Origin of the sequence: Segatella paludivivens DSM 17968 = JCM 13650 (genome assembly GCF_000373185.1) — a bacterium.
GTDB classification, from domain to species: Bacteria; Bacteroidota; Bacteroidia; order Bacteroidales; family Bacteroidaceae; genus Prevotella; species Prevotella paludivivens.
In genome coordinates this window covers 89,530-111,735 of sequence record NZ_KB890626.1, presented here as the reverse complement: position 1 = coordinate 111,735, position 22,206 = coordinate 89,530, and the positions used below count along the sequence as shown (strand labels likewise).

The following is a 22,206-nucleotide window of genomic DNA, read 5'->3' as shown; positions in this document are numbered from 1 at the left end:
CAAAAAAATACTTAAATAACAGTATTCTTTAGGGAAATATTTTGGAAAATTCAAAATTATTTGTAATTTTGCACCCTGTTTGGAATAAGTATCAAAAAACGAAAACAAAAATTAAAGATAGTAATGTCTAAGATTTGTCAGATTACAGGAAAGAAGGCACAGCTAGGTTGTAATGTGTCTCACTCAAAGCACCATACTAAGAGAAGCTTTGATGTTAACCTTTTCAACAAAAAATTCTACTATGTAGAAGAGAATTGTTGGATTAGCCTTAAGACCAGTGCTGCTGGTCTTCGTCTCATTAATAAAGTCGGTCTTGACGCTGCCTTGAAGCAGGCTGTTTCTAAGGGTTATTGCGAATGGAAAGACATTAAAGTAATAGGAGAATAATTATCATGGCAAAGAAAGCTAAAGGAAATAGAGTGCAGGTCGTTCTCGAGTGCACTGAAATGAAGAATAGCGGACTTCCAGGAACAAGCCGTTACGTAACAACAAAGAATCGTAAGAATTCTCCTGAGCGTCTTGAATTGAAGAAATTCAACCCAATCCTGAAGAAGATGACTCTTCATAAGGAGATTAAGTAATAACCCTTTTAAATTCATATAAGATATGGCAAAGAAAGCGGTCGCTACCCTCCATGAAGGTTCTTCGGAAGGTCGCGCATATTCAAAGGTAATAAAGATGGTAAAGAGCCCTAAGACTGGTGCTTATATATTTGATGAGCACATGGTTCCTAATGAGGCTGTTAAGGATTTCTTTAAGAAGTAATTCTATTAAGAACTAAATAAAAAAGGTTGTAAAGTTTAGCTTTACAACCTTTTTATTTTTGTATATTTTCATAAGTTGTTTATCAACTTATATATTCTAAAACCGCCACTTTCTGATGAAAGATAATAAGTCTCTCTTTTGATTAGCATTGCTATTTATATATAACTTGGCTGCTATTAATAGATAAGAACTTATAGCTTATGAATAGAACTAAATATAAGAATCAGCAAGTAAAATATTTGAAATATTTAAGTAGTTCCGGATAATCTACTAGTAATGATTATTTGAAAAACTTCGTATACTCGTTTTCAAAGTTTGGGGTGAAAATATTTTTGCCTATATTGGTTAATATTTCATCACGGCTCCAGAATTTTCCACCGTCTAATTCGTCTTTGCTTGGTTGTACCTTTCCATCGTATATTGTTTTGTGTACATAAACCAATTCTGTTTCACGCGCACTTTCAAAAATGTAGTGGCCCATATCCTGTGGTGTGAAATCTGTTATTCCTAGTTCTTCTCTTACTTCTCGTTTTAGTGCTGTTTTTACATCTTCTCCGAGATCTATATGTCCACCACATGCCGTATCCCATTTTGAAGGTTGGATATCTTTCCATGCAGGACGTTTCTGTAGGTAAAGATCTCCATTACTATTGAAAACATGCAGGTGTACTACAGGATGCAATTTTTTGCTTCCACTGTGTGCTTCTCCGCGACTTATTGCCCCGATAATGTTTCCTTGTTCATCGACAAGGGGAAACATCTCATTTTTATTATCTTTCATATTTATAATTTGGCTTTAAAAGTAAAGCAATCAGGGAACAGTCCTTCTAGTTCTTTAGGTTCCTCTTTGAACAGACCGTAAATAGAGCTTCCACTACCACTCATTTGAGCAAATACAGCGCCCTTATCATAAAGTTTGTTCTTGATGTTGCTTAGTTCAGGATGATTTGTGAATATTGATAATTCAAAATCATTAACCAACTGCTCTTTCCATGTATATATAGATTGGTGTACTATTTCTTTACAGCAAATTTTAGGAGTACGTGGTACAACGTTTGCATAAGCCTCTTTTGTAGAAACCGCTATATCTGGTTTAACTAGGAATATATAGTATCCATTAAGATTACCTTTCGGGTCGTCTGCTGGCATTAGCTCATCACCGATACCTGTAGCGTAAGATGGTTCGCAACCAATGAAGAATGCACAGTCAGCACCAAGTTTAGCTGCATATCTTTCCATTTCAGCATTACCTATGTTTAGTCTGAAACGTTCATCAAGAAGTTTAATCATGTGTGCTGCATCGCTAGATCCACCACCCAAACCAGCTTGTGAAGGTATGCGTTTATAAAGATGAGCATGTACTCGTGGAAGTTTATAATCTTCTGCTATTAAGTTGTAGGCTTTTACAACAAGATTATTGTTTTCATCACATTCGATAGCATTTCCGGTAACTTTTAAGTCGCAATCATTTTCAGATGGAAATTCCTCGTCCATATGTTTTATCTCCAAAGCATCATATAATGGAATAGGGTAGAATACCGTCTCCAAATTATGATAGCCATCGGAACGTTTGCTTACAATGTTCAGTCCAAGATTAATTTTGGCACATGGAAATATAATCATAGTTTTTTATTTTTAATTATGTACACAAAGATATTGCAAATGCGAGTATAATCATCAAACTTGTTTGAATGTTATGCTGAGTGCAGTTGTATCTTATTGCAAAAATACAAAAAATCTAATAACCATAATATTATATAAACAAAAAAATTATTACCTTTGTCACAAATCATTAATATATGGCAGAAAATAACAGTAATAATACTAAAAAACGTAAGACTTCTACCCCAATAGATACTACTTATGGTCATCTTCAACCACAGGCTACAGACATCGAAAGAGCGGTACTCGGTGCTTTAATGATAGACAAGGATGCATTTTCAATGATTTCAGAGATTATACGTCCTGAAACTTTCTACGAGCCAAGGAACCAAAAAATATATCAGGCTATTCAAAACCTGAACATGAGTGAGCGCCCTGTTGATATCATGACTGTTACCGAAGAACTGAAAAAGGAAGGTGCTATTGATGATATTGGTGGTCCTGGTTACGTGCTGGATATCAGTGCTCACGTGGCATCTTCTGCTAATGTGGAATATCACGCTCATATCTTAGCACAGAAATTTCTCGCTCGCCAGCTTATTCAGTTTGCTAGTAGGATTGAGGAAAAAGCTTTTGATGATACCGTTGACGTTGATGCATTGATGCAGGAGGCCGAAGGTACATTGTTTGAGATATCACAGAAGAATATGAAGCAGGACTATACTCAGATAGATCCTGTTATTCAACAGGCTATAGACATCTTGCAAAAGGCTTCAGCAAATACTGGTGGTTTGACTGGTGTTCCAACCGGATATACTCAGTTAGATGAAATGACAAGTGGATGGCAGAATAGTGACCTTGTAATTATAGCTGGACGTCCAGCCATGGGTAAGACTTCTTTCGCACTTAGTTTGGCAAAGAATATAGCTGTTGATTATAGAATTCCTATTGCGTTCTTCTCTCTGGAAATGAACAACGTTCAGCTTGTAAACCGTTTGATCTCTAATGCTTGTGAGATTGCGGGTAGTAAAATGCTGAACGGACAGCTTACTCCTGATGAATGGGAACGTCTTGACAAGAATCTTAGAAAGTTGACAGGTGCTCCAGTTTATGTGGATGATACCCCAGGTTTGTCAGTATTCGAACTCCGTACCAAAGCCCGTAGGTTAGCACGTGAAAAAGGGGTTAAGATTATTATGATTGACTACCTTCAGTTGATGAATGCTAACGGTATGAAGTTTGGTAGCCGTCAGGAGGAGGTTTCAACAATATCAAGATCATTAAAAGGATTAGCAAAGGAATTGAATATTCCAATTCTTGCACTTTCTCAGTTGAATCGTACGGTTGAAAATCGTGATGGACTTGAAGGTAAGCGTCCTCAGCTTAGTGACTTGCGTGAATCAGGAGCCATCGAGCAGGATGCCGATATGGTACTTTTCGTGCATCGTCCTGAATACTATCATATTTTCAATGATGAAAAGGGAAACGATCTTCGTGGAAAAGCTCAAATCATTATTGCAAAGCATAGAAAGGGTGCCACTGGTGACGTATTGCTTACATTTAAGGGTGAATATACTAGATTCCAGAATCCAGAAGAATCTTATGGCCTACCTCAGGGTGGTGGAGAGATTATTGGCTCGAAGATGAATAACGGTGATGCTGCTCCTCAAGACAATCCATTTGGTGATATGCCACCTATTCCTCAAGGCGATAACATGCCTTTCTAATTTGAAATTAATAATAAAAACGATTTAAAAAGTTACTAAAAGTAGCAATATGAAAGATTTTTAGATAAAAATGTTTTAATTCTTTTGTGTATTTAGAAAATATCATTACCTTTGCACCCATAAATACAAAATAGTATATGATTACATCTCTAAACATATTGAGCATTATTATTCGAATTCGACTTCAAAAAGTGAGTGGAAGTGGTAAGGTGCGCATATAGATGATGTAAAAAGATATTTAAAGCCTTTCTCACTTCCGTGTAAGTGTGAAAGGCTTTTTCATTGTGAAATAATTAAATATACAAATATATGAGTGACAGATTGTTTGTTTTTGATACCACTCTTAGAGATGGTGAACAGGTGCCAGGATGCCAGTTGAATACTGTTGAGAAAATACAGGTTGCTAAGGCTCTTGAGCAGTTGGGAGTAGATGTTATTGAGGCTGGTTTCCCTATATCATCTCCAGGTGATTTTAATTCTGTTGTTGAAATTTCCAAAGCTGTTACATGGCCAACAATATGTGCCTTGACAAGAGCTGTGCAAAAAGATATTGATTGTGCTGTTGATGCTCTAAAATATGCAAAACATAAGCGTATCCATACAGGAATAGGAACTAGTGATTCACACATCAAGTATAAATTCAACTCTAATAGAGAAGAGATAATTGAGCGTGCAGTTGCTGCTGTTAGCTATGCAAAAAAATACGTAGAAGATGTAGAGTTTTACGCAGAAGATGCAGGTAGAACAGATAATGAATATCTGGCAAGAGTGGTAGAGGCTGTTGTTAAAGCTGGTGCTACTGTTGTCAATATCCCTGACACAACAGGTTATTGCCTTCCTGATGAATATGGAAATAAGATTAAGTATCTTATGGAACATGTTAATGGTATTGATAAAGCTATACTTTCAACTCATTGTCATAACGATTTAGGTATGGCTACTGCAAATACACTTCAAGGAGTATTAAATGGTGCGCGTCAGGTAGAAGTAACAATAAATGGAATAGGAGAGCGTGCTGGTAACACTGCCCTTGAAGAAATTGCTATGATACTTAAGTGTCATAAGGGCATCAACATTGACACGAATATCAATACAAATAAGATTGTTCCAATGTCTAGAATGGTGTCTAGCTTGATGAATATGCCTGTGCAACCTAACAAGGCTATTGTTGGACGTAACGCATTTGCACATTCAAGTGGTATTCATCAAGATGGTATATTGAAGAATGTACAGACTTATGAAATAATCAATCCAAAGGATGTTGGTTTAGATGATAATTCAATAGTATTGACTGCTCGTTCAGGAAGAGCAGCTTTGAAATATCGTCTGCATGTAAATGGCATTGATATTGAAGACGAGGAAAAACTTGATAATTTATATAAGAAATTCTTACAGTTGGCTGATAAAAAGAAAGAGGTTAGCGATGAGGATGTTATGATGTTGGCTGGCGCAGACCAGACTGATTCTCATGGAGTTAAACTTGATTACTTACAGGTAACTACAGGTAAGGGCGTAAAGAGCGTTGCAAGCATTGGACTTGACTTATCTGGTCAGAAGTTTGAAGAAGCATCTTCTGGCAACGGTCCAGTAGATGCAGCTATCAAGGCTTTGAAGAAAATCATACAGAAGAAGATGACCCTGAAAGAGTTTACTATTCAGGCAATAGATAAGGGCTCTGATGATGTTGGTAAAGTTCACATGCAGGTAGAATACGACGGTCATGTATATTATGGTTTTGGTGCTGATACAGATATTGTAACTGCCAGTGTAGAGGCATACATAGATTGCATCAATAAGTTTAAGATTTGCTAATTTAGGTAATAATAATAAATACACATATTTATGAATACATTATTTGACAAGATTTGGGACAAACATGTTGTTCAGACCATTAAAGATGGTCCTACACAACTATATATAGATCGTCTTTATTGTCACGAAGTAACTTCACCACAGGCTTTTGCAGGAATGCGTGCAAGAGGATTGGAGTGCTTTAGATCTGACAAGATATATTGTATGCCAGACCATAATACACCTACTCATGATCAGGATAAACCTGTTGAAGATCCTATATCACGCAAACAACTTGACACGCTTGACAAGAACTGTGATGACTTTGGATTGAAAGAGTTTAAGATGAATACCAAAGATAATGGTATAATCCATGTGGTCGGTCCTGAGAAGGGACTCTCTTTGCCAGGAATGACAATCGTATGTGGTGATTCTCATACTTCAACTCATGGAGCAATGGGTGCTGTTGCTTTCGGTATTGGCACATCAGAGGTAGAAATGGTTATGGCTTCTCAATGTATTCTTCAGCAGAAGCCAAAGAGTATGAGGATAAACATCAATGGAAAACTCAGTCCTAATGTTGTAGCTAAGGATGTCGCTCTTTACTTGATGAGCAAACTTACTACTAGTGGGGCAACTGGTTATTTTGTAGAATATAGCGGTCATGTAGTGCGTGATATGTCTATGGAAGGTAGATTGACTTTATGCAATTTATCTATCGAGATGGGAGCACGTGGAGGTTTTGTCGCTCCTGATGAAAAGACTTTTGAATATATCAAAGGTCGTGAATATGCTCCAAAAGGAGAAGAATGGGACAAATCGTTAGCTTATTGGAAAACTTTAAAGAGCGGAGACGATGCTATATTTGATAAGGAATTGAATTTTAATGCTTCTGACATTGCACCACGTATAACTTATGGTACTAATCCTGGAATGGGTATTGCTATTGATGAAACAATACCGACTCTTGATACAATAGATGAGAAAGAGCAAGCTTCATTCATGAAGAGTCTTGACTATATGGGATTTGCTCCTGGTGAGAAACTTCTTGGTCATGCTATTGACTACGTTTTCCTTGGTGCATGTACCAATGGAAGAATTGAGGATTTCCGTGCCTTTGCGAATATTGTTAAAGGAAAGAAAAAGGCTGATAATGTAACGGCTTGGCTTGTTCCTGGTTCCTGGCTTGTTGATAAGCAAATTCGCGAAGAGGGTATTGACAAGATTGTTGAAGCTGCTGGCTTTGAAATTCGCCAACCTGGATGTTCTGCTTGCCTTGCAATGAATGATGATAAGATTCCTGCAGGAAAGTATTCTGTTTCGACAAGTAATCGTAACTTTGAAGGACGACAGGGACCTGGTTCACGTACAATACTTGCTTCTCCACTAATAGCTGCAGCTGCAGCTATAACGGGTAAAATAACAGATCCACGAACTCTTTAATATAATAATTATGAAACAGAAATTTAACGTTATAACATCAACTTGTATTCCATTGCCGTTAGAGAACGTGGATACTGACCAGATAATTCCGGCTCGTTTTTTAAAAGCAACAGATAAAGAAGGTTTTGGTGATAATTTATTTCGTGATTGGCGATATAATAAGGATGGTTCTATAAAGAAAGATTTTGTTTTAAACGATCCTAGATACAGTGGAGTCATACTTGTAGCTGGTAAGAACTTTGGTTCAGGTTCATCTCGTGAACATGCAGCTTGGGCTATTGCTGGATATGGATTCAGAGTCGTAATTAGTTCTTTTTTTGCTGATATTCATAAAAATAATGAACTTAACAATTTTGTGCTTCCTGTAGTTGTGTCAGAAGGCTTCCTTCAGGAACTTTTTGATAGCATAAACGAAGATAACAAAATGGAGGTGAAGGTAGATTTACCAAATCAGGTTGTTACTAATTTAAAAACAGGAAAGAGTGAGCGATTTGAAATAAACGGATATAAGAAACATTGTCTTATGAATGGTCTTGATGATGTAGACTTCCTTGTGGAGAATCGTGATAAGGTTGAATCATGGGAGAACGCAAACAAATAGAAATAATGGATTGCACGCTTCGTGATGGAGAACAGACCAACGGTGTGTCTTTTCTCCCTCATGAGAAGCTGATGATAGCTCGTGCTTTATTGTCTGATGTAAAAGTTGATCGTATAGAGATAGCTTCTGCAGGTGTGTCAGAAGGTGAAAAGGATGCTGTACGCATGATTTGCCGTTATGCCGAACTTAACGGTGTGCTCAATAAAGTTGAGGTTCTTGGTTTTGTTGATGGTAATAAGTCGGTTGATTGGATACATGATTGTGGTTGTCGTGTCATAAATCTTTTGGCTAAAGGTAGTTTGAAGCATTGCGAATTGCAGCTGAAGAAAACGATAGATGAACATGTTCATGATATAGTAGAAGTACTTGATTATGCCAAAAACTCTAATATGCAGGTAAATCTTTATCTTGAGGACTGGTCTTCAGGTATGAAGGATTCACCCGAATATGTTTTTAAGCTTATAGATTCTCTTCATGACAAGAATATATGTCGTTTTCTTTTGCCTGACACATTAGGAATATTGAGCCCTACTCAGACAATGGATTATATCAGTCAGGTAGTGGAACGTTATCCTGATGTGAATTTTGATTTCCATGCTCATAATGACTATGATCTGGCTGTTGCTAATTCACTTGCGGCAGTTAAGGCAGGAGTTAAAGGCTTGCATGTCACTGTAAATGGATTGGGTGAGAGATGTGGTAATGCTCCATTGTCGTCTGTGCATGTTGTATTGAAGGATATGTATGACTTCTCTACAAATATTGACGAGACATCCTTGGTGTATATTACTCATCTTGTAGAGGGATACAGTGGTATTGCTGTAGCACCAAATACTCCTATTGTTGGTGATAATGTTTTTACCCAGGTTGCTGGTGTTCATGCAGATGGTGACAATAAAGATAAACTATATTGTAATGATTTGGTTCCTGAAAGATTTGGACGTCATCGTGAATATGCCCTTGGTAAAAATTCTGGTAAAGCAAATATTACTCAGAATCTTAATGAACTAGGACTCGTGCTTACTCCGGAACAGACAAAGGCCGTGACTCAGCGCATAACTCAGCTTGGCGATAGAAAAGAATTAGTTACTCAGGAGGACTTGCCATATATTGTCTCTGATGTGTTGAAACATAGTATTCCTGATGAAAAAGTGAGATTGGTAAGTTACATGGTTTCAACTTCTTATGGCTTGCGGCCTATAGCAAGTCTTAAAGTGTCAATAAATGATGTTTGCTACGAAGCTGACTCTACTGGTGACGGACAATATGATGCATTTGTTAAGGCATTACGTAAAGTCTACAAGAATAATCTCAATAGAGATTTTCCGCTGCTGGATAACTATCAGGTAAGTATTCCTCCTGGCGGACGTACGGATGCTTTGGTGCAGACAATTATTACATGGATTAAAAGTGATGGTAAAATGTTCCGTACAAGAGGACTTGATGCCGATCAGACAGAGGCTGCCATTAAGGCAACTATAAAGATGCTCAATATGATTGAGAATCCAGAAAGTAGATAAATGAATTTTAAAATATAATATAATGAATTTAAAGATTGCAGTTTTGGCCGGTGATGGTATCGGACCGGAGATAATGAAACAAGGTGTTGCTGTATTAAATGAGGTAGCAGATAAGTTTAACCACAAGTTTACATATACTGAGGCTCTTTGCGGTGCTCATGCTATTGACGCAGTTGGAGATCCTTTTCCTGAAGATACGTTTAATGTTTGTATGGATGCTGATGCTGTTTTATTTGCTGCTGTAGGTGATCCTAAGTTTGACAATAATCCATCTGCTAAGGTTCGTCCAGAACAGGGTCTGCTTGCAATGCGTAAGAAGTTAGGCCTTTTTGCTAATGTGCGTCCTGTTGCTACTTTTGAGTGTCTTCTTCATAAGTCTCCTTTGAAGGATGAATTGTTGAAGGGGGCTGATTTTGTTGTAATTCGTGAACTTACTGGTGGTATGTATTTTGGTGAGAAGTATCAGGATAATGACAAGGCATATGATACAGACATCTATACACGCCCAGAAATTGAACGCATCTTGAAGGTTGCTTTTGATACAGCGATGAAGCGTAATAAGCACCTTACAGTTGTTGACAAGGCAAATGTTCTTGCTTCAAGTCGTCTTTGGAGATTGATTGCTAAGGAAATGGAAACATCTTATCCTGAAGTAAACACAGATTACATGTTCATAGATAATGCATCAATGCGTGTTCTTACAGAGCCTACTTTCTTTGACGTTATCGTAACCGAAAACACATTTGGTGACATTCTTACAGATGAAACAAGTTGTATTACTGGTTCTATGGGACTTCAGCCATCTGCAAGTCTTGGTGAGCATACTCCTTTGTTTGAACCTGTTCATGGAAGTTGGCCTCAGGCGACAGGCAAGAATATTGCTAATCCTATTGCTCAGATTCTTTCTGCTGCAATGCTTCTTGAGCACTTCGGACTTAACACAGAGGGACAACTTATCCGTAAGGCTGTAAATGCAAGTCTTGACGCAAATGTACGTACTCCTGAAATTCAGGTTGAAAATGGCAATACTTACGGAACTACAGAAGTTGGAAAATGGATAGCTGATTATATAAAGAATAATTAATAGATATATCTGTAAATATTTAATCGCCACAGTAGTGTAATAACTATTGTGGCGATTTGATTTTGTATATTTAGGCATTGTCCCTAGCGCTTTTCGCGTTTTTAGCTACGGAAAGCTCCGACATCTTTTATAAAGCCTTTAAACAGAGGGGGAAGGCGAGACATAGCTTGCAAAATTTAGCTTCGATGAGCTACGTCTTAGCCACGTCATCCATTTCTGCTTATATAATGTACGTGCACACACATTTCTTTGTTAGAATTAGGTTTGTTTGCACATTCAAAAAAGATAACTGTTGTGTGTGATAGTAGTTTCTATAAATATGATAACGTTAGAATTACATGTAAAAGATATGATATCCCATTATATAAAGCGCTAGATGAATTACTTTACAATGAAATAAAGTGATATTGGTAAACAGAAACTCGCTGATATTATTTCTTAATATATATTAGCGAGCTGTATTTTTTATTCATCATAAAGATGATATGTCTCATACGTATTCTTTATAGCGTATGCTTAGAGACAAACTTATTGAATTCACCTTTGTAGCCATTAAATACGTTTATATCGACCTTAGGATGTATTCCATTTACCTTTCCGTCAGGGCATAACTGCCAATATACCAAATGCACATCGGGTTTGTATTCTCCATATCTTGCTATCCATACAAGATAGTCCCTTTCTAAGTCTGGTGCTAATGGTAGGTATCTGTTTACAAATGATTGGCTTATGTATAGAATAGGTCTACTTCCTGTATTATGTTCTACAATTCTGAGCCATATCCTTATGTTCTTGAATAGTACACCTGCACCACCAATCTTATTTACCTGTGATGGTAAGGGTTCTACATCAAGTACCGGGGGAAGATCTCCCTTCCTAACATATGATCGTTTAAGAAAATTATATGCCTGTAGTCTTGCAGGTATACTAGGAGAAAAGTAATGGTAAGTTCCTGTATACAAGCCTCTAGCTTTGGCTGCATGATAATCTTTTTTGTAGTATGGATTGAAAAGTTTTTTCCCTTCTGTACTTTTTATATATATAAAGCTTATTGGGTAGTTGATTTTCCCCGTAATTCGCTTCTTACTTAAAGTCCCAAGACTCGTTATACGTAATTGGTTCCAGTTTATTTTATATCTTTTTCTGCCAACGATATGCTGGTATTTTGATATGTCGATTCCGTATATTCGTTCGCTTGTGTAGTAAGGACGCTCACCTTTGTATCTGTTGCTTTTCCATTCACCAATCTTTAGTTTGTTGTTGGAAAGTATAGCCATACCAAATCCATCTTTTTGGTCATCTTCCCAATGTCCTTCATATATGAAACCATCTTTAGACTTGTAAATACCATGTCCGGAAGCATTACCATTGGCATTAAGCTGTCCAATGTATATACCAGTTGAATCAATGCGGGTACCACTAGTTAATGTATCATTATGCCAGATACCAGTAAATGTTCGTTTAAGAGAATCCGTAAAGACTCCCTTACCATCTTTCTTACCTTTATTTATGATGCCCTTATATATAGAATGGTCTTGTTTAATGATTCCGTAACTAAACTTTTTACCAACATTCATTTCTCCACATGCAGCGCATAGTAGAGTAAATGACATCACTATATATATATGTAATTTTTTCAATTTTTATTTGTTATTAATAAAGGTATGTATTTGTTCTCTCCAAATAACGCCATTTGAAGTTTTTATTCCTGCAAATAATCCCTTGTGGAAGAGTGTCTCTGTATATATGGCAGAACCGTTATCAGCAATTTCTTCAGGACATGGAGTTTCGAATTTATAGCTTACAGCCATAATCTTTTTCTTCTTATCACTTTTCCATGGCATAATACTTACCGCATTTACGTCATGAGGCGTTGTCTGATTGTAATTACTTAACAACTGTATTCTGCTAGCTAAAGACTTCTTTATCAAATAGCAAACTTGCTTTATATTTTGTTTGTCCTTGTTTTTGTAAGTTGCTATATATTGATCTTTAATATATATCTTTATGTTATTAGATTTCTGTATTCCTTTAAGAATAGAGATTTCCTTGTTTATGGAGTCTTTATATGCGTGCATTCTTGTAGCATATTTAGCCACCATGTTGTAGCCTTCATCTTGAACTCCGTGAACTCTAAGATAGTATTTAAGTTCGCTTTGTTTCTGATTTATTTTTTTGTTCTCTTTAGTAAAATACTCGATCTGTCGCTCAACAATGCTCTTTGGGGCGATATCCTTTATTCTGATATCTGTTGTATCACTGATAGACGATATTATTTTTCCTTCGCATGAAGGATAGAGCCAGCTTTGATTTATCCAAAATCCTTCAGATTCGGTTTCGTTATTTATGATATTTCCTTTGTCCCATGTAAGTCCTTCCATAAGACTGTCTGCATTGATAAATGCAAAAAATAGACTGTGTCCATTTTTATCAGTTAAGACATAATGGCGCTTACAATCTATTTTAACCACTGAAGCCAATGAACTTTTATTATCATCTGGCCATATTCTTAAAATTGTCCATATAGCTAAAGCAGCCACAATGGCCGGCAAAGCTATATAGACAATAGTGCTTTTTATTTTCATTTTTATCTCAAGTCAATAATTTCAGCTTTTGGATAGTCCTTTGAATTGAAAGAGAATATATCGTCGCTCTGATTTCTTGCCTTAAAGTTTGTTATATTAATTATTGTCCAGTTCTTGCCTTGCAACATTCTAACATTACTAGGAGTATATGTTTTCTTGTTGATTGTAATGTAAAGTTCCTGAAGACTACGTTGCTTGTTTTGGGCAGTCATGTGTATTTGGTAAGAACCACCAACAGATTTCATGTTTAGATTATATCCAGTCTTATATATAGTAATGAACTTATATGGATTCATCTGAGCCTGTTTTGCTTCATTAGGATTTGTTACATTAACTTCGTTTGTTGTGTTCATGTATGTCCATTGTGTTTTTCCATTGAACCATACTGTGGTCTTTGGGGTGTGGGCATAAAACTTGTTACCTTTTATGGCAATAGTTCCTGATGCTGCGCCAAGGCTTTTGCCACTGACTGAAAAGTTAGCACTTGCGCCTCCTTTGCCTCCAACAACACTAGCTGTTTTGTCTAGTATTCTTGCTGCCTGAGCCGCGTTTTGAGCTGACACACATAAAGTGAGTAGCATCATTAATGAAATAAGAGCAATTTTTTTCATTACTTTTTTGTTTATTTTATGTTTTATGCAAAGGTATATAATATAAATAGGATTTAAATGATTCTGCAGAAATTTTATCTAACTTTTGAAACATTTAAATCCTATTTAATTTATTTATTCACTTCTTAGTTGAAGGAGTAGGGTGTTTAGTTGATTTTCGTCTTGGATTAAAACCTCACGAGGTTTACTTCCTTGAGCAGAACCGACAATTCCTACATGCTCAAGTTGATCCATCAATCGTCCTGCTCTGTTATATCCTATTGAGAAGCGTCTTTGTATCATACTTGTTGAACCTTGTTGGGAAAGTACAATCGCATGTGCTGCTTCCTCAAAATATGGATCTAGATTAGAAATATCAGTATTACCTGCGTTTATACTGCCATTATTACCGTCATCAACTGGCTCTGGCAATTCCATCGGTTCAACTGGACCAGGTTGTCCACATATGTACTCATTGATGTTCTCAATTTCAGGAGTGTCAACAAATGCACATTGCACACGAACAGGTTCGTTTCCATTAAGGAACAATAGGTCACCACGTCCTATAAGTTGGTTAGCTCCCGAACGGTCAAGGATGGTGCGTGAGTCAATTTGTGAACTTACACGGAAAGCCATACGTCCAGGGAAGTTGGCTTTGATATTACCAGTGATAATCTTTGTAGTAGGTCTCTGGGTTGCAATCACCATGTGGATACCTACTGCTCGAGCCAACTGTGCTATTCTGGCTATAGGAAGTTCTATTTCCTTTCCGGCTGTCATAATCAAATCGCCAAACTCATCAATGATCACAACTATATATGGCATGTACTCATGTCCCTTTGTGAGATCAAGCTTATGATTTACAAACTTAGCGTTGTATTCTTTTAAATTTTTTGCTCCGGCAATCTTTAGTAAATCATATCTGTGGTCCATAAGCCCACAGAGACTGTTAAGAGTCCTGACAACCTTCGTTACGTCAGTGATTATTGGCTCTTCGTCATTTTCAGGGAGACAAGCCATGAAATAGTCTGCTATCTTATGATATACACTGAATTCTACTTTCTTAGGATCCACAAGAACGAATTTAAGTTCGTTAGGATGCTTTTTATAGAGTAGGGAAGTAATGATGGCATTCAGACCAACAGACTTGCCTTGTCCAGTTGCACCAGCAACTAGTAAATGTGGTATCTTAGCCAAATCTACCATAAATACTTCGTTGGTAATAGTCTTACCAAGAGCAAGTGGTAATTCCATTTTCGTCTCCTTAAATTTCTTTGAATTCAGGATGCTTTCCATCGAAACTATCTGTGGCTTATTGTTTGGGACTTCAATACCAATAGTACCTTTTCCTGGAATTGGTGCAATTATACGGATTCCAAGCGCCGAAAGACTCAATGCTATATCATCTTCAAGATTTCTAATCTTTGATATTCTTACTCCTTCAGCAGGTGTTATCTCATACAATGTAATAGTAGGACCTACAGTTGCTTTAATCTCCTTTATAGAGACCCCGAAACTATTAAGAACTTCAACAATTCTTGCGTTGTTTGCCTTTATTTCTTCCATGTCAACATTTGGCTTGCCATCGTTGTCATATTTCTTTAGAAGATCAAGTGTAGGCTTCTTATATCTTGTGAAAGGCTCTAATGGGTCTATAGGTGTGCTTAATATTTGTTCAACATTGACTTCCTTTCCGTCAACTTTTTCTTCATCCTTAGCGATTTCAATTGTCAATTTGTTGGCACTGGCATCGTTATCATCTATTTTAGTAACTACAGCTGCTGGTGATACGCTTTCTGGCAAGTTGTCTGTCTTAGTACTTGTCACATTTCCAAAGTCTGTAAGATCAACAATAGGTGAAGGGATGTCCTCTGGCATATTTTCAGGTATGTCAATCGTATTTTGAGGCTCTTTTTCTACGTCAGCCTCATTATTACTTTCTGTGTCTATTTCTGTATTTTCAGTTTTAGGCTCGTGATTTGTTACAGTAAACTTAACTTTTGAAGTGAGATATTTCACCGGATTCATCGCTTTTCTTACCACTTGGATAGTCTCTGCACTAAGATATGTAAGGAAAGCAACTGCTGTAAAAAATAGTATTACAGTAAGTCCAGGAGGGCCCACAATATTTTCAAGATGCTGCACACAATAAAGTCCATGATTTCCACCAGGGTTGAAAACGAAATTACCCATAATAGGAGTCAAGAACTTAGCAAAAGTCACTGAACTCCAAATCATTACAAGCATTGTTCCGAAGAACCATTTCCATAGATTGATTTTATATATAGACATCATCTTCAATCCTGCAAGTATTATAAATGCAGGTATCAGAAAAGAAGGCAATCCAAAGTTAACATACATCAGCTCGTATGCTAAAATTGCACCTATGGAACTTCCATAATTTGCAAACTCTTTGTTTGTGTTAATCCATTCACCTGGACGCAAATTATCTAACAAGCTTTGATCGGCTTGACCAGTCGACAAATATGATACCATCACAATAATAGTATATATTGCCAATAACAACAAAACCAGGCCTAAAAGGAAGTCTGTTTTTTCACTGTTAAAAATATTTCTAAAGCCAACTGCTTCTCCTATGTTTTTTGGTTTGCGGTCAGATTTTTTTCTTGCCATGTGCTTTTATTATTGAATTTAATGCAAAATTAGCTGAAAAATCCGAGAAACGGCATGCTTTTCATAACTTTTTTTTAATTTTGCACTTAGATACGTATTTAAAGATGAAAAAAACTATTTATAGTAAATTTGACAAGAAACTTATATCTGATCTTCCTGCTGTTTTTTTTACTGGTAGGATAGTCACTATTATAAGTGAGGCTGATGCCGATAAAGCGGTGGATTACTTGCTCTCGTGCGATATTCTAGGTGTGGATACTGAAACTCGTCCAACATTTCGTAAGGGCGATCAACATAAAGTTGCCCTTCTTCAGGTGTCATCAAAAGACACTTGTTTTCTTTTCAGATTGAATTGTATTGGATTGACACCTTCAATCATTCGGTTATTAGAAGATAAAACGGTACCCAAAATTGGACTTTCATGGCATGATGATATACTTTCGTTGCATCGTAGAGCTAATTTTAATCCAGGATATTTTATTGATTTGCAGAATATTGTGGGTAAGGTTGGAGTCAAAGATTTAAGTTTGCAAAAGCTTTACGCAAATCTGTTCCATCAGAAAATCAGTAAGAGACAAAGACTCACAAACTGGGAAGCTGATGTGCTCAACGACAAGCAAAAACAATATGCAGCAACTGATGCGTGGACATGTATTAATCTGTATGAGGAGATTGTAAGATTGCATGTTTCTAAGGAATATGAGCTTGTTACTTTGGAAGAACCTGAGCCTGAAAATATTGCACAGGGCTTGGAAGTCGCATCAATGTAATTAAATTTAATTATACATATCGTGTAGCTTATTTTGCTTCATGTATATGTTTATTTATTAAAATAATAATAATATGTATAAATCAATATACCTTAAAAAAGGTAAGGAAGAGTCGCTGAAACGCTTTCATCCTTGGATTTTCTCAGGAGCCATTCATCACATGGATGATGGCATAAATGAGGGAGAAATAGTAAGAGTTATTACTGTTTCTGGTGATTTTATAGCTGTAGGACACTATCAGATAGGCTCTATTGCTGTGAGAGTGCTTTCTTTTAAAGATATAGAAATCAATCATGAATTCTGGTGTTCAAGACTGAAAAGTGCATTTGAGACACGAAAGGGCATAAGTATTGCTGATAATCCTTCAAATAATACTTATAGACTGGTTTATGGCGAAGGTGACAACTTGCCAGGATTGATTATAGATTGCTATGGAGAAACTGCTGTTATGCAGGCTCACAGTGTAGGAATGCATTTGAGCCGCAATGAAGTGTCAAAGGCGCTTATTGAAGTTATTGGCGATAGAATTAAAAATATTTATTATAAGAGTGAAACTACGCTTCCGTTTAAGGCGGATTTAGGACAGGAAAATGGATTTATCTACGGTTCCACCGATAATGATATAGCAGTTGAGAATGGATTGAAGTTCCATGTTGATTGGCTTCGTGGGCAGAAAACGGGATTCTTTGTTGATCAAAGAGAAAATAGAAGCTTATTGGAGAAATACGCAAAAGGGCGTAGTGTTCTTAATATGTTTTGTTACACAGGTGGTTTTTCTGTTTATGCTATGCGTGGTGAAGCTAAGTTGGTGCATTCTGTAGATAGCAGTGCAAAGGCGATAGAGCTTACAAATAATAATATAGAACTTAATTTTCCTGGTGACACCCGCCATGAGGCTTTTTGTGAGGATGCATTTAAGTATTTGGAGAATAATGATGATAAATATGATCTTATTATTCTTGACCCTCCAGCTTTTGCAAAGCATCGTGCTGCATTGCATAATGCATTAAAGGGATATACTAGATTGAATGTAAAAGGTTTCCAAAAAATCAAGCATGGTGGTATTCTTTTCACTTTTAGTTGTTCACAGGTCGTTACTAAAGATAACTTCCGTAATGCTGTGTTTACTGCCGCTGCACAAGCAGGACGTAAGGTTAGAATTTTGCATCAACTTCACCAACCGGCTGATCATCCAATTAATATTTATCACCCAGAAGGCGAGTACCTTAAAGGGCTAGTGCTATATGTTGAATAAATTTGCCCTGCGTGTTAAGCGATATGTCGAGATAAATCATTTACTTAGTGCTAATGGTCGTTATCTTGTAGCCCTGAGCGGTGGGAGTGACAGTGTAGCTCTTCTTCGTGTCATGATTGACTTGGGATATAGTGTTGAAGCCATGCATTGCAACTTTCATCTTCGTGGTGAGGAATCGGATAGAGATGAGAAGTTTTGTGAGAACTTATGTAATGAACAAAATATTCCATTTCATCGTGTTCATTTTGATACAAAGTCTTATGCTTCATTGCATAAGGTAAGTATTGAAATGGCAGCGCGTGAATTAAGATATGATTATTTTGAGAAGTTGCGTACAGATTTATCTGCTGATGCAATATTAGTAGCGCATCATCGTGATGATAGTGTAGAGACATTACTTATAAATCTTATTCGTGGAACAGGATTGCATGGACTACAGGGAATTTCATCTAAGAATGGCTATATTATAAGGCCACTCCTAGATGTTAGTCGCAACGATATTATTGATTACTTAAATTCTATTCAACAAAACTATGTTACCGATAGTTCCAATAATGTTGATGATGTTACGCGCAACAAGATAAGGCTTAATATAATTCCTCAATTGAATCAAATTAATCCTTCTGCAAGTGCTGATATTGCAAAAACAGCAAATAGAATTAGGCAAGCTGCCTGCATATTTGATGAAGCTATAAAGAAATGTGTCGATGAGGTCGTTGTGAAAAAAACAAGCTTGTGCATATATATAGATATAGATAGATTGAAATCAATGATTTCATCGGAGTATATTTTATATTCTATTATTCACAAGTTTTCATTTACTCCATCGCAAATCGAACAGATTTCTGAAAATCTAGATGCTCCATCAGGTAAAATCTGGACGTCAAAATCGCATAACTTGTTGATAGATAGAGGATTGATTATTATTAATAGTATAAATGTTGATGATAGTCAGAATAAGATTATGACGATTCCAGAGACGGGAAACTATTATTATAATGAAAACTTAGAATTTCGTTTTAGTGTTTCTGAAATTAATTCAGACTTTAAGCCAAGTAAAATAGCGGAAGTTGTTACATTAGATGCTGATAAAGTAAACTTTCCACTTGTTATTCGTCATATAAAAAATGCCGATAGATTCGTGCCTTTTGGAATGAAAGGTAGTAAATTACTTAGTGATTTCCTAACTGATAATAAGTTTACGCTTTTTGATAAGCAGAAACAGCTTGTTATAGAAGATAACGAAGGTAATATAGTTTGGGTTGCTGGACTTAGAACGGACAATAGATGTAGAATAATTAAAGGATCATTAAATTGTCTTAAGATAGAAATGCGTAGACATATTTGAATTTAAGCTATAGCATGCTGAGCTTAAATGTACAATAAAAAATAGTAGAAATATAAATCCCCATCATTTTAAATGATGGGGATCTTTTTATAAAGCTTCATCTTCAGGTTTCTGAATAGAAGTTTTCTTTATTTTCGTAAATTGCTTTTTCTTAAGCCATATTGCTTTCCGCTCTTCATAGTCGCGGCGCTTTCGCTCAAGATAATTGTCTGCCATAAGTGAATCTGTTATTTGAATTTACTGTATACAACAGTTAGTTTTATAGGTGTACTTCCTCCTACTAATTTAGTACTTTTAATTGACATGTCATGATAAATACCTGTAAGATATGTATTACTACTTATTGTCATTGTAGAAGTCGTAACAGGAATTATAACAACTTTATTCCAATTATCAGATATATTTCCACTTTGCTTGTTATCAGACATAGTCTTTATCATAGAACCTATGTTGTTGAAAGTATATGCATTTGAACTTAGGCTAGCTAAATATGAATTCTTGTTGTCAGCAACATCGTGATTCTTGAAGAAAGATGTGATGCTATCAGCTGGGATCATAAGCAATTGACTAGGTGCTCCCAAAGCATATTCGTTAGGATTCTCGTTGTTAATTCTCTGTAATGTTACCTTTGCTGTATTTATAGTATAGTTCTCTTTGCCTTTTACTATATCATCAACAGGAATTGTCATTTCTGTAAAAATTCCAGCAGGTGTCTTTACGTAGGTACAACTGTTGTCTTCAGCCATCTTCTTTATTGTGGCAGCATCGTTTTTAATGCTTGTTGTCTGCATTACTTCCTCTGTACCTCCAAATGTAGCCGCTACATTATATGTAGAATCGTTTGATGTGTATCTGAAGTGTACGTACATAATTGCATTATAGATGTTAGCCATAGCTCCAATTCCACTTGTTGATTTAAAGTAGAATCCTGGTGCAACATTATGTATGAAAGTATATGAGTTCTTAAAGTTATTTGGATTCTCATAATACTTGCGCATAATATATGTACCGTAGTTCTTATAAGTTTTTCCGTCTTTATCAGTATATTCTTTATTTAACGGAATGCGAATAGAGGCGTTATAATCGCTTGAAGAACGTTGAGCAATACTATAATTCAAATCTGCTAGGGTATAGGTCTTGTCTACTACAAGTCCATTCTGGCGTACATATCCTTCTTTTTCTGGATCAAAGTTTGAATAGTAATCCTCATCTTCTACTGGTTTCCCTAGTTCATAAGCTTGTAGCTTCATTGGTGCAAGAGAGTCTCCTATTGTATTTGAATGATATAGGCGAATTTCGCATGAGTCAGCATAAGCCAGACCGTCATTTTTGCTTATTATACTGTCAATTTTTGGAAAAGTGTAGTTTTCAAGTACACTAAATTGAGTCATAAAGTTGCTAGTAATATATGCACCAGTCTCAGGATCACGGAATTTTCCTAGGTATCCTGTAGTGTTGCGTGACAGTACAGAATCTGCTACAACGGATTTAGTACTAACAAAGAATGTGTCAGTGCTGATATCCAAGTTATCTCTGTTGTCGGTAAGTGATGTTCCAATGCCGTCAGTGGTATCATCACAAGAAATTATAGTGAATGATGCAAGTATAATGCATGCAAGACCAAGACTTTTAAGTTTCATATTGCTTTATAAGGGATAAAATTATTATTTCATTCTTCTGTTGGGCATATCTTTTCGTAAAGCTCATTATAAGCTCCAATGAAATCTTCACCTGGATAATCAAGAACAGGAATGCTCTTGTTGTTTGCATATTTCAGGAGTTCATTGTTTACATTCTTATTTGCCTCAATAACGCAGTCACTGTAGTCAAGTGCTAACTTACCTAATTCTATGAAATCAAACTTTTCGTTATAGCATTTCATAAGTTCAGGCTTGGCATCTCTAAAAGCTACGATATCACGGAATTTACTGCCGAGTTCGCCTTTTGGTTGTTCGTCAAATAGTGATGTTATAACCTTTGTCTTTGCAAAAGAAGGCTCATCGTGATAAGCTGTCTTTATATAAAGAGGTACAACAGCGCTCATCCATCCTTGACAATGTATAATGTCGGGAACCCAGCGCAGTTTCTTAACTGTCTCCAAGACTCCGCGTGCAAAGAAAATGGCGCGTTCACCGTTATCAGCATATTCATTACCTTCTTCATCAATTGTCATCTGACGCTTGGTGAAATAATCGTCGTTATCAATAAAGTAAACTTGAATTCTTGATTGAGGAATAGAAGCAACTTTGATAATCAGTGGATGATCAGTGTCATCGATAATAAGATTCATTCCCGAGAGACGTATTACTTCGTGAAGTTGTCCGCGACGCTCATTAATGTTTCCCCATTTTGGCATAAAAGTACGAATCTCTAATCCGGCTTCTTGTGCTTTTTGTGGTAGTTCTTTGCCCATAGTAGACATATTTGTCTCTGGTACGAACGGTGTAATCTCTTGGTTGATGAATAATACTTTCTTTGCCATGTTTATTTT

The 22,206-nt window shown here is 36.4% G+C and carries 21 protein-coding genes; 12 read left to right on the top strand and 9 right to left on the bottom strand.

Annotated features, from left to right (window positions below):
- Positions 1-123: 123 nt before the first annotated feature.
- Genes rpmB through B045_RS14995 form a run of 3 tightly spaced genes read left to right on the top strand, consistent with a single transcriptional unit; the run spans position 124 to position 765 of the window.
- Positions 124-387: a 50S ribosomal protein L28 gene (gene rpmB, locus B045_RS0100500; protein ID WP_018462303.1), complete on the top strand. Its 264-nt coding sequence runs from the start codon at positions 124-126 to the stop codon at positions 385-387.
- A gap of 5 nt (positions 388-392) precedes the next feature.
- The gene (gene rpmG / locus B045_RS0100495) at positions 393-581 is read left to right on the top strand and encodes a 50S ribosomal protein L33 (RefSeq protein ID WP_018462302.1); all 189 of its coding nucleotides are present in this window, start codon (positions 393-395) and stop codon (positions 579-581) included.
- Positions 582-606: 25 nt separating this feature from the next.
- On the top strand, positions 607-765 hold the full coding sequence (locus B045_RS14995; RefSeq protein WP_018462301.1) for a DUF4295 domain-containing protein: 159 nt from the start codon (positions 607-609) through the stop codon (positions 763-765).
- A 280-nt stretch (positions 766-1,045) separates the two neighbouring features.
- Here the strand turns inward: B045_RS14995 and B045_RS0100485 are convergent, their stop codons facing one another.
- Positions 1,046-1,546, bottom strand: coding sequence for an NUDIX hydrolase (locus B045_RS0100485; RefSeq protein ID WP_018462300.1), 501 nt, complete (start codon positions 1,544-1,546; stop codon positions 1,046-1,048).
- A 2-nt stretch (positions 1,547-1,548) separates the two neighbouring features.
- Entirely contained in the window at positions 1,549-2,388 is an 840-nt protein-coding gene (ispE, locus tag B045_RS0100480; protein WP_018462299.1) for a 4-(cytidine 5'-diphospho)-2-C-methyl-D-erythritol kinase, read from the bottom strand.
- A gap of 176 nt (positions 2,389-2,564) precedes the next feature.
- Between ispE and dnaB the strand changes: the two genes are divergently transcribed.
- The 6 genes from dnaB to leuB all read left to right on the top strand — a co-directional run bounded on the left by dnaB (position 2,565) and on the right by leuB (position 10,533).
- Positions 2,565-4,094, top strand: a complete 1,530-nt coding sequence (gene dnaB / locus B045_RS0100475; protein WP_018462298.1) for a replicative DNA helicase — start codon at positions 2,565-2,567, stop codon at positions 4,092-4,094.
- A 309-nt stretch (positions 4,095-4,403) separates the two neighbouring features.
- Positions 4,404-5,906, top strand: coding sequence for a 2-isopropylmalate synthase (locus B045_RS0100470; protein WP_018462297.1), 1,503 nt, complete (start codon positions 4,404-4,406; stop codon positions 5,904-5,906).
- A 30-nt stretch (positions 5,907-5,936) separates the two neighbouring features.
- Positions 5,937-7,328, top strand: a complete 1,392-nt coding sequence (leuC, locus tag B045_RS0100465) for a 3-isopropylmalate dehydratase large subunit (RefSeq protein WP_018462296.1) — start codon at positions 5,937-5,939, stop codon at positions 7,326-7,328.
- A gap of 10 nt (positions 7,329-7,338) precedes the next feature.
- Positions 7,339-7,929, top strand: a complete 591-nt coding sequence (gene leuD / locus B045_RS0100460) for a 3-isopropylmalate dehydratase small subunit (RefSeq protein WP_018462295.1) — start codon at positions 7,339-7,341, stop codon at positions 7,927-7,929.
- On the top strand, positions 7,908-9,449 hold the full coding sequence (locus B045_RS0100455; protein WP_018462294.1) for an alpha-isopropylmalate synthase regulatory domain-containing protein: 1,542 nt from the start codon (positions 7,908-7,910) through the stop codon (positions 9,447-9,449). The genes leuD and B045_RS0100455 overlap by 22 nt, the downstream gene beginning before the upstream one ends.
- A gap of 22 nt (positions 9,450-9,471) precedes the next feature.
- Positions 9,472-10,533, top strand: coding sequence for a 3-isopropylmalate dehydrogenase (leuB, locus tag B045_RS0100450; RefSeq protein WP_018462293.1), 1,062 nt, complete (start codon positions 9,472-9,474; stop codon positions 10,531-10,533).
- Between the two features lie 503 nt (positions 10,534-11,036).
- Here leuB and B045_RS0100445 read toward each other — a convergent pair.
- The 4 genes from B045_RS0100445 to B045_RS0100430 form a co-directional block, all read right to left on the bottom strand.
- Positions 11,037-12,173, bottom strand: a complete 1,137-nt coding sequence (locus tag B045_RS0100445; protein ID WP_238311968.1) for a GH25 family lysozyme — start codon at positions 12,171-12,173, stop codon at positions 11,037-11,039.
- Between the two features lie 3 nt (positions 12,174-12,176).
- Positions 12,177-13,118: a hypothetical protein gene (locus B045_RS14060; protein WP_018462291.1), complete on the bottom strand. Its 942-nt coding sequence runs from the start codon at positions 13,116-13,118 to the stop codon at positions 12,177-12,179.
- A 2-nt stretch (positions 13,119-13,120) separates the two neighbouring features.
- Positions 13,121-13,729: a LolA-like putative outer membrane lipoprotein chaperone gene (locus tag B045_RS0100435; protein WP_018462290.1), complete on the bottom strand. Its 609-nt coding sequence runs from the start codon at positions 13,727-13,729 to the stop codon at positions 13,121-13,123.
- A gap of 114 nt (positions 13,730-13,843) precedes the next feature.
- Positions 13,844-16,342, bottom strand: a complete 2,499-nt coding sequence (locus tag B045_RS0100430; RefSeq protein ID WP_018462289.1) for an FtsK/SpoIIIE family DNA translocase — start codon at positions 16,340-16,342, stop codon at positions 13,844-13,846.
- 104 nt (positions 16,343-16,446) lie between these two features.
- Here B045_RS0100430 and B045_RS14055 point away from each other — a divergent pair, with 104 nt between their 5' ends.
- The 3 genes from B045_RS14055 to tilS all read left to right on the top strand — a co-directional run bounded on the left by B045_RS14055 (position 16,447) and on the right by tilS (position 19,715).
- Positions 16,447-17,112 (top strand): 3'-5' exonuclease, encoded by a 666-nt coding sequence (locus B045_RS14055; RefSeq protein WP_025882923.1) that lies wholly within the window; start codon positions 16,447-16,449, stop codon positions 17,110-17,112.
- Positions 17,113-17,185: 73 nt separating this feature from the next.
- Positions 17,186-18,367, top strand: a complete 1,182-nt coding sequence (locus tag B045_RS0100420) for a class I SAM-dependent rRNA methyltransferase (protein ID WP_018462287.1) — start codon at positions 17,186-17,188, stop codon at positions 18,365-18,367.
- A complete protein-coding gene (gene tilS, locus B045_RS0100415) occupies positions 18,357-19,715 on the top strand; it encodes a tRNA lysidine(34) synthetase TilS (protein ID WP_018462286.1) in 1,359 nt (452 codons plus the stop codon). Before B045_RS0100420 ends, tilS begins: the two co-directional genes overlap by 11 nt.
- Before the next feature lie 87 nt (positions 19,716-19,802).
- Here tilS and B045_RS0100410 read toward each other — a convergent pair whose 3' ends face one another.
- The 3 genes from B045_RS0100410 to B045_RS0100400 are packed head-to-tail and all read right to left on the bottom strand — an operon-like array spanning position 19,803 to position 22,197.
- A complete protein-coding gene (locus tag B045_RS0100410; protein ID WP_018462285.1) occupies positions 19,803-19,931 on the bottom strand; it encodes a hypothetical protein in 129 nt (42 codons plus the stop codon).
- Between the two features lie 11 nt (positions 19,932-19,942).
- On the bottom strand, positions 19,943-21,355 hold the full coding sequence (locus B045_RS0100405) for a DUF4270 domain-containing protein (RefSeq protein ID WP_018462284.1): 1,413 nt from the start codon (positions 21,353-21,355) through the stop codon (positions 19,943-19,945).
- A 29-nt stretch (positions 21,356-21,384) separates the two neighbouring features.
- Positions 21,385-22,197: a glycogen/starch synthase gene (locus B045_RS0100400; RefSeq protein ID WP_018462283.1), complete on the bottom strand. Its 813-nt coding sequence runs from the start codon at positions 22,195-22,197 to the stop codon at positions 21,385-21,387.
- Positions 22,198-22,206: the final 9 nt, after the last annotated feature.

What these genes read in the sequence shown, in the direction of transcription:
- rpmB (WP_018462303.1), top strand. Translation starts at nt 124, where the DNA reads ATGTCTAAGATTTGTCAGATTACAGGAAAGAAGGCACAGCTAGGTTGT.
- rpmG (WP_018462302.1), top strand. Translation starts at nt 393, where the DNA reads ATGGCAAAGAAAGCTAAAGGAAATAGAGTGCAGGTCGTTCTCGAGTGC.
- B045_RS14995 (WP_018462301.1), top strand. Translation starts at nt 607, where the DNA reads ATGGCAAAGAAAGCGGTCGCTACCCTCCATGAAGGTTCTTCGGAAGGT.
- B045_RS0100485 (WP_018462300.1), bottom strand. Translation starts at nt 1,546, where the DNA reads ATGAAAGATAATAAAAATGAGATGTTTCCCCTTGTCGATGAACAAGGA.
- ispE (WP_018462299.1), bottom strand. Translation starts at nt 2,388, where the DNA reads ATGATTATATTTCCATGTGCCAAAATTAATCTTGGACTGAACATTGTA.
- dnaB (WP_018462298.1), top strand. Translation starts at nt 2,565, where the DNA reads ATGGCAGAAAATAACAGTAATAATACTAAAAAACGTAAGACTTCTACC.
- B045_RS0100470 (WP_018462297.1), top strand. Translation starts at nt 4,404, where the DNA reads ATGAGTGACAGATTGTTTGTTTTTGATACCACTCTTAGAGATGGTGAA.
- leuC (WP_018462296.1), top strand. Translation starts at nt 5,937, where the DNA reads ATGAATACATTATTTGACAAGATTTGGGACAAACATGTTGTTCAGACC.
- leuD (WP_018462295.1), top strand. Translation starts at nt 7,339, where the DNA reads ATGAAACAGAAATTTAACGTTATAACATCAACTTGTATTCCATTGCCG.
- B045_RS0100455 (WP_018462294.1), top strand. Translation starts at nt 7,908, where the DNA reads ATGGGAGAACGCAAACAAATAGAAATAATGGATTGCACGCTTCGTGAT.
- leuB (WP_018462293.1), top strand. Translation starts at nt 9,472, where the DNA reads ATGAATTTAAAGATTGCAGTTTTGGCCGGTGATGGTATCGGACCGGAG.
- B045_RS14060 (WP_018462291.1), bottom strand. Translation starts at nt 13,118, where the DNA reads ATGAAAATAAAAAGCACTATTGTCTATATAGCTTTGCCGGCCATTGTG.
- B045_RS0100435 (WP_018462290.1), bottom strand. Translation starts at nt 13,729, where the DNA reads ATGAAAAAAATTGCTCTTATTTCATTAATGATGCTACTCACTTTATGT.
- B045_RS0100430 (WP_018462289.1), bottom strand. Translation starts at nt 16,342, where the DNA reads ATGGCAAGAAAAAAATCTGACCGCAAACCAAAAAACATAGGAGAAGCA.
- B045_RS14055 (WP_025882923.1), top strand. Translation starts at nt 16,447, where the DNA reads ATGAAAAAAACTATTTATAGTAAATTTGACAAGAAACTTATATCTGAT.
- B045_RS0100420 (WP_018462287.1), top strand. Translation starts at nt 17,186, where the DNA reads ATGTATAAATCAATATACCTTAAAAAAGGTAAGGAAGAGTCGCTGAAA.
- tilS (WP_018462286.1), top strand. Translation starts at nt 18,357, where the DNA reads ATGTTGAATAAATTTGCCCTGCGTGTTAAGCGATATGTCGAGATAAAT.
- B045_RS0100410 (WP_018462285.1), bottom strand. Translation starts at nt 19,931, where the DNA reads ATGGCAGACAATTATCTTGAGCGAAAGCGCCGCGACTATGAAGAGCGG.
- B045_RS0100405 (WP_018462284.1), bottom strand. Translation starts at nt 21,355, where the DNA reads ATGAAACTTAAAAGTCTTGGTCTTGCATGCATTATACTTGCATCATTC.
- B045_RS0100400 (WP_018462283.1), bottom strand. Translation starts at nt 22,197, where the DNA reads ATGGCAAAGAAAGTATTATTCATCAACCAAGAGATTACACCGTTCGTA.